We start from the raw sequence: 6,675 nt of genomic DNA, 5'->3' as shown, positions 1-6,675 counted from the left end.
CCGCCTCGGCATGAGCCCCCAGCCCATTCCCTCACCCCCCGCGCCGCGAAGCAACCATCAGAACGCCGAGCAAGACCCTCCATCACTCACATCCAGGCACCCCGACAGCTGCGGCTGATTCCGCACCTTCCCCCACTCGGCCGCCAGCGGATCCGATTGCTTGTCGTCCGCCGACAACCCACGGATCAGCGAGGCCGCCGTGCAGATGTACGGCTGCGCCAGGTTGCGCCCGTACACGCCCGATTCGAACTGCGACTGGAAGCGCGACTGCAGCGCCTCGCGCGTGATGCCCAGGATGTCGAGGTTGCTGATCTGCGCCGCGCCCAGCACCAGGTTCGCGCCCTGGAACGTGATCACGTAGCCGGTCGGTGAGGTCAGCGTGCCCTGCGTGATCGCATAGCTGCCCTCCGGGCTGGTCGGCGTCGCCGTCGTCGCGAGCGCGCCGGTCAACGCCGTCGCGGCGGTGTCGCCGTCCTGCAGGCCCGTCACCGTGTACGTCAGCGGCGGGATCGCGCCGGCCGGCCCGTTCGCCGGCGTCGCGGCGACAGTGACCGTCGGCTGCGTCGGCAACAGCACCTGCTGCCCGGTCTGCGGCAGCGCGATGCCCGACACCGAACAGGTCCCGGTGTCGCCGAACGCGCAGCCGTAATAGCGGATCGCGCCCGAGTTGGCCGCCAGGCCGGTCACCGACGGTGCCCACACGCTCCAGCGCGTGCCGGCCGACAGCGTCGCACCGGTGCCGAAGATCACCTGCGTCGGCGACACGATGTCGAGCCGGCCGACCTCGTTGTCCATCGAGATCGAACGGTTCAGCGTGATGCTGCCGGCCGCCTGCAGCAGCGCACTCGCGCCGCCCTGGCTGTCGGTGATCGCGAGCGTCGAGAACCCCGCGCCCGCCGCATCGAACGATGCCGCCGAGGCCGCATCCACCACCAGGTTGCCGCCCGTCACCACCGACAGCGAGCCCGGCGGATCGAAGGCCAGCGTGCCGATCTGGTTCTGCGCATTCGTGAGCGTCACGCTGTTTCCGCCGCTGCCCTGGATCACCAGCGTCTGCACGCTGATCGGCCCGGTCTGCGTCACCGCACCGCTGCTCATCAGCCCGAGCGTGCCGACCGAGTTCTGGCCGCCCAGCACGATGCCGGCCGAGCCGTTGCCCTGGTTCTGCAGCGTCAGCGACACCGCGTCGTGGTTCGCCAGCGCGCCACCATCGAGCGTGATCTGGCCGACGTGCCCCGCCGAGCCGACGACGATGCCCTTGCCGGCCGTCACGCCGCCGACGTTGTCGCTCGCCGGCTGCAGCCAGCTCGCGTCGACATAGAACTCGTCGCCCGGCTGCGCCGCCGCCTGCGCGCGCGGGCCGTTCGGCGTGCGCACCCCCGCGCCACCGCCGGTGTCGGCGAGGCCGATCCGGATCGCGATGTCGGTCTGCTCGGTCAGCCCGCCGTTCGCATCGACGCCCAGCGGCCGGAAGTTCACATACCCGGTCGTGCGGATGAACGGGTTGAACGAGGTGCCGAGGTCGAGCGCGGTGCCGCCGCCGCTCTCGCCGCCGATCACGACGTTGGCGCCGGTCGAGCCCGGCGTGCCGTCGGTCGGGCCGCTGTCGATGTGCAGGCCGTTGCTCTCGCCGGCGTTGTACTGCACGCCGATGCCGCCGCTCGCGTTGGCAGCCTGCCCGGCCAGCGTGATCGTGCCGGTCGAGTTCTCGGCACCGCCGATCGACAGCGTGCTGTAGCGCAGGCCGACTGCCGCGCTGGTCTCGACCAGCGTGACGCCGGCGTCGTCGGCGCGCCCCGCCAGCAGCACCGAGCCGGTGCCGGCCGAGATCGACAGCGTGCCGATGTCCAGCCCGATGGCCTGGTTGCCGGCGGCGGCGGTGCGCGTTGCGACGCCGCGCAGGTCGATCGTGCCGGCTGCGGTGGTCAACGAGCTGCCACTGATCTGCAGGGCCGAACCGGCCCCCGAGAGTCCGAGCACGCTGATGTTGTTCGCGTTGATGTCGGTGCCGGAGATCACGACCCCGGATTCGAAGGTGCCCGGGCCGCCTGCGCCGCGGATCGTCACGTCGCCGGCACCGGTCGTGCCGCGCGTGTCGACGGTGGTGACGTTCAGCTCGACACCGGCGATCTGGCCGTTGCCGCGCGCGAAGCCGCTGGCCGGCGTCGTGCCGCCGCTGATCAGCAGGTTGCCGCCGGCGGTGGCGAGCGTCGCGCCGTTGATGCTGACGTTGCCGCTGCCGGTGCCGTCCAGGTCGCTCAGCAGGTTGATGTCGAGCGGGCCGGCGCCCTTCACCGTGATCGAGCTGCCGGTGCCGAGCACGATGCTGTCGTGCGCCTGCAGCGTGAGGCTCGTGGCCCCGGTGCCGGCGCTGCGCACGATCGCCGCGCCGCCTTCCAGCGTGATGGTGCCGGTGGCCGAGCCGGTGTTGCCGGTGCCGGTCGAGATCGTCACGCTGGTGCCGCCGTCCAGCGCGGCGGAGATGTCGTCGGCGCGGATGTTGGCGCCCGGGCCGGTCGGGTTGAAGCTGCCGTCGGTGGTGGTGGCCCCGGTGGTCGAGATCGTCACGTCGAACGGATCCAGCGTCCAGGTGCCGGCCTTGCCGCCCGCCGCACGGGCGCGTGCATCGACCGTGCCCTGGCCGATCACGAAGCCTTCGGTGCTGTCGGTCAGGCTGGTCGTCATCGCCAGGCCCGAGGTCTCGATGCTGCCGCCGTTGCCGCCGTTCACGCCGCCGCGCGCATGCAGCGTGCCGTACATCTCCAGCACGCCGAACTCGGTGCGCGGCAGGCCGGTCGGCGAGGCCGACACCATGCGGTTCAGCATCGCCTGCATCGCGATCGAGCCGCCGTCGCCGCTGCCGGTGGCGTCGGCGCTGACGGTGCTGCCGCTCGCGACGAGCAGCGAGCCGGTGTCGGTGCCGCCGATCGTCACGCTGCCGCCACCGGTGGCGCCGTCGGCGGCGATCGAGGTGCCGCCGTTGGGTGCCGCCGCGCTGGCCGAGGGACGACCCGCGCGCCCCGCCAGCGCCGGGATGACGGCCGAGTTCAGCGAGATGTCGCGCCCGCCGAGCGTGATGCGCCCGCCCAGGCCGACGCTGCTGCTGGCGCCCAGCGTGGCGCCGTTCAGCACCAGCTGCGATGCGGCATCGCTGCCGGCATCGATGTCGATGGTGCCGCCGGCGCCGGTCGTGCTGTCGGTGCTGACGGTGCCCTCGATCGTGATCACCTCGGAGCGCGTGCCGCTTTCTTCAGCCGCCGCACCGATGCGGATCGCGCCGCCGCTTGCCAGCGTCTGCGAGCCGCTGCCGATCAGCACGCCGCCGCTGCGCACGGCCGGCGTGTCGAGCGCCACCTCGATGTAGCCGCTGGTGGTGACCGGCGCCAGCGTCGCGCTCCCGGCGGAACTCAGCGTGATCGAGCCGCGCGGCGCACTGATCACGCCAAAATGCTCGACGCCGTCGCGCCCGATCAGCAGGATCGAGCCGCCTTCGCCCGCCTGGATCTGCGGCACCAGCGGGTTGTCGGCTTCCATCACCTGAACGCTGCGGCCACCGGTCGGTGCCACGGTGGTCTCGAAGTCGATGCCGCTGCCGTTGATGAAGCCGGCGTAGTTGTTGTCCGACATGCTGGCCGACAGGTCCAGCGTGGTCGCCACCAGCGAGCCGACGTTCACCTGCGCGCTCGGCCCGAACACGATGCCGGTCGGGTTGACGAGGAACACCCGGCCGTTGGCACTGATGCCGCCGTAGATCTCGCTGGCCGGGATGCCGTTGGCATTGCCGGTCACGCGGTTGATCAGGATGCTCTGCGCGTTCGGCTGCGTGAAGTTGACCTTGGCGCTGCTGCCGACGCTGAAGCTCTCCCACTCGACCAGCGCGCGGTTGGTCGCGCTCGCGTTCTGCGTGACGGCGAGCGTCGGGTTGGTGCCGCCGCTCGATGTGCCGACGGTGGCATTGATCTGCGCGCCACCGGGCTTGACGACCGGCAGCTGCGTGACGGCCGGCGCAGCAAAAGCCGGCCCGCCGAGCGCAAGCGCAGCGGCCAGCGCGACCGGCAGYAGACGGGGTTCGAAGCKGGGTTGGAACGAGAGGGAGCGGGTTGCCATGGTGTGGATCCTCAGAATGCGTGCTGCAGCTCGACCAGGAAGCGGGTGCGCTTGTCGTCGGCTTCGGAGGTGACGGGCTCGTCGCCGCGCCGCGCGACGGCGGCCTTCAGCGTGAAGAGCTCGGGGTTGGTGTACTGCACGCCCAGGCCGGAGCCGTGCAGGTTCAGCGTGTTCGGCCGGCCGTCGTCGTCCGGGCGCTTGAAGCGCTTGCCGTGGCCGGCGTCGTGGAAGACGAAGCCGGTCCACTGCGGGTCGATCCACAGCCGCAGCTCGGTGTTCAGCACCGCGGCTTCGTCCGACGAGCCTTCGGCCGACGGGTAGGCGCGCACGCCGCGCGCGCCGCCGAGCGTCATCTTCTCGGCGTTGTCGAGGTTCTTGCTCGCGAACTGGCCGACCAGCCCGACGAACAGCGACACCCGCGGCACCACGGCCTGCAGCCGGTTGACCTGCACGCCGAGCTTGCGGAAGCTGCCCTGCGTTGCGCGGTCGCCGAGGCCGCTGTCGTAGTTGCGGTAGACCTCGCTCTCGATGTCGAGCTTGCCGAACTGCAACGAGACGTTGCCGCCGGTGAAGCCGCCACCGGCGAACGCGTCGCGGTTCTCGAACGACAGGCCGAACTCGCCGCCGCGCACCTTCTTCTCGGTGGTGTCGCCGAACTCGTCGACCAGCTTCTTGCTCGTCAGTGCGACGCGGCCGACCAGGTTGCGGTCGCGCGTGCGGATGAAGGGGTACGACAGCGACACATCGGCGACGTTGGCCGAGCCGACCGCGCCGGCACCGGCGAAATCCTGCCCCAGCTCGTACTCGACGCGCGAGATGCCGGCGCCCAGCCGCCACGCGGTCGAGCCGAGCGGGATCTCGTAGCCGAGCCGGCCGACCAGCGTGCCCTTGCCGCTGGAGACGGAGGCCCGCAGGTCGAGGTTGTCGCCCGAGCCGGTCGGGTTGTTCCAGCGCAGCAGCGCACCGGCGCGGTAGCGGCCGGTCGTCTCGGAGCCGTAGTTGTCGGCATCGACGCTCGCGTCCCAGCCGCGGCGCGCCTCGGTCTGCACCGCGATCGCGTAGCGGCCTTCGTCGCCGGTGGGCAGCAGCGTCGACTTGGCGCCGACGCCGGGCCAGTCGTTCAGCGTGTACATCGCGCGATCGAGCGCCAGCACGTCGAGCGGCTCGTCCTTCGCGATGCCGTTGCGCTCCAGCACCGCGGTGATCTTCTGCGGCGAGATCGGCGGCTTGTCGGGGCTCTCGACCGTCAYGCGGACGATGCGCGGCTCGACGATCGCGATCTGCAGCACGCCCTGCGCCAGGTCCTGCGTCGGGAAGCCGACGCCGACCAGGCCGTAGCCGCGCTCCTCGTAGAAGCGGCGCAGCGCGACCGCGACCACCGCGAGGTCGGTGGCGACGATCTCGCGGTTCAGCCAGGGCTTGACGACCTGCTGCAGCTCGGCTTCGGGCACCGCCTTGGTGGGCGTGAAGCGCACCGAGGTGATCGTGAACTTGACGAGCGGCCTGGCCGTGGCGCGCGGCGCCGAGGCGGCTTCGGCGGCCTGCGGCGCGTTGCGCAGCGCGGGGGCTTCGGTCTGGCCATGTGACGTCAACGGGAATGCCAGGGCCAGGGCCATCGGCAGCGTGCGCAAGGGAAGGTGGGTCATGCTCGTTCTCATCGTGCGGCCACCGCGTTGAACACCTGCAGGCGTCCATTCCCGACGACGTTGAAGGGGGCCCAGAAGAACGGATGCGCGAAGCGGCGGTTCTTCTGCACCTCGAGTTCGGCCTGTTGCATCGCGCCCATCAGGTCGCGGCCGCCGGCCAGTTCGCGGTACAGCCGGGTCATCAGCAGGTCGGTGGATTCATCGGCCACCGGCCACAGCGACGCGACGATGCTGTTCGCGCCGGCCGACAGGATCGAGTGCGTGAAGCCGACGATCTCGTCGCCGCGCGACACCTTGCCGAGCCCGCTCTCGCAGGCCGACAGCGTCATCAGGCGCACGCCGTCGAGCTTCAGGTTGTAGATGTCGCGTGCCTCCAGCAGCCCGGGCTCGCTGGGGGTGGAGGCCAGCAGCACGCGTGAGAACAGCGGATCGACCTCGTCGAGCTCGGCGTGCGCGGCGATGTGCACCACGCTCGCCGAGGCGGCGCCTTCCTTGAAGCGCTGCTTGGTGGCCTCTTGCTGCACGAAGACCTCGCTGCGGCCGAACTGCTGGGCCACCTTCTGCACCTCGCGCTCGGCGCCGGGCAGCGGCGGCACGTCGCGGTCGGTGGCCGGGTTGCCGAAGCCGAGCAGCGACGAGGCCTGCGCGTTGCCGCGCGCAAGCAGCTTCGAGCCGACGGCGGCCGACGGCCACACCGCCAGCGCGCTGCGCTCGACCAGGAAACCGCGGCCGTCGTGCAGCGCCTGGAACGGCAGGTAGTGCAGCGGGCCGTGCGGCACGACGAAGAGGCGGCGAGCGTCACCCAGGTCAATGCCGGACAGCAGCGACTTGAAGAGCTGCTGCGCGAGCGAGGTGGTGTCGCGGCGGCGTTCGATGACGCTGCTGCGGAAGCCCTCGACCTGCTTCGCGAGCGAGGCCTGGC

At 71.3% G+C, this 6,675-nt stretch carries 3 protein-coding genes; all 3 read right to left on the bottom strand.

All coding sequences use genetic code 11. The features are described 5' to 3' along the window. Window positions 1–57: 57 nt before the first annotated feature. Entirely contained in the window at window positions 58–4,107 is a 4,050-nt protein-coding gene (locus AC1D15_RS13650; protein ID WP_477826402.1) for a beta strand repeat-containing protein, read from the bottom strand. A gap of 11 nt (window positions 4,108–4,118) precedes the next feature. Beyond that, window positions 4,119–5,753: a ShlB/FhaC/HecB family hemolysin secretion/activation protein gene (locus AC1D15_RS13645; protein ID WP_477826401.1), complete on the bottom strand. Its 1,635-nt coding sequence runs from the start codon at window positions 5,751–5,753 to the stop codon at window positions 4,119–4,121. 8 nt (window positions 5,754–5,761) lie between these two features. Then, the coding region (locus tag AC1D15_RS13640) for a CHAT domain-containing protein (RefSeq protein ID WP_477826400.1) at window positions 5,762–6,675 on the bottom strand (914 nt) is incomplete at its 5' end.

The organism is Rhizobacter sp. P2_H2 (assembly GCF_056403375.1).
This window is presented reverse-complemented; position numbering and strand designations above follow the sequence as displayed.